Raw genomic sequence first — 451 nt, 5'->3', positions numbered from 1 at the left:
CCTCACGGCGCGGACCGCCGTAGCCACCGCCCGAGGGACGGCCGCCACGGTCGTCACGGCGGAAGCCACCACGGTCGTCCTCACGACGGGGACCGCCGTAGCCGCCACCGGAGGGGCGGCCGCCACGGTCGTCGCGACGGGAGCCGCCACGCGAGTCATCGCGGCGCGGCCCGCGAGGGCCACCGTTCCGCGGCTCGCCGCCCGATCGATCGTCGGGAGAGTTGGTGGACATGACGTGCTCCTGTCTTCGGGTACCGCAGTCATTCTCGCGCAACCGTCTGGCGGCCGCGCTTCGGCAAAAACAAAAGGACCCTTGGTCCCCAGCGTGAACGCTGGGGACCAAGGGTCCTTGAAATATTGTTCGGCGGCGTCCTACTCTCCCACACGGTCCCCCATGCAGTACCATCGGCGCTGAAAGGCTTAGCTTCCGGGTTCGGAATGTAACCGGGCG

Annotated in this window: 1 rRNA gene and 1 pseudogene; both read right to left on the bottom strand. The window is 69.0% G+C overall.

The annotated features are described in order from the left end of the window. Window positions 1–232, bottom strand: a pseudogene (locus ACZ303_RS31800) (DEAD/DEAH box helicase); the annotation flags it as partial. Between the two features lie 127 nt (window positions 233–359). After that, window positions 360–451 (bottom strand): 5S ribosomal RNA (gene rrf / locus ACZ303_RS31795); the annotation flags it as partial.

The organism is Streptomyces sp. NPDC023527 (assembly GCF_055560115.1).
This window is presented reverse-complemented; position numbering and strand designations above follow the sequence as displayed.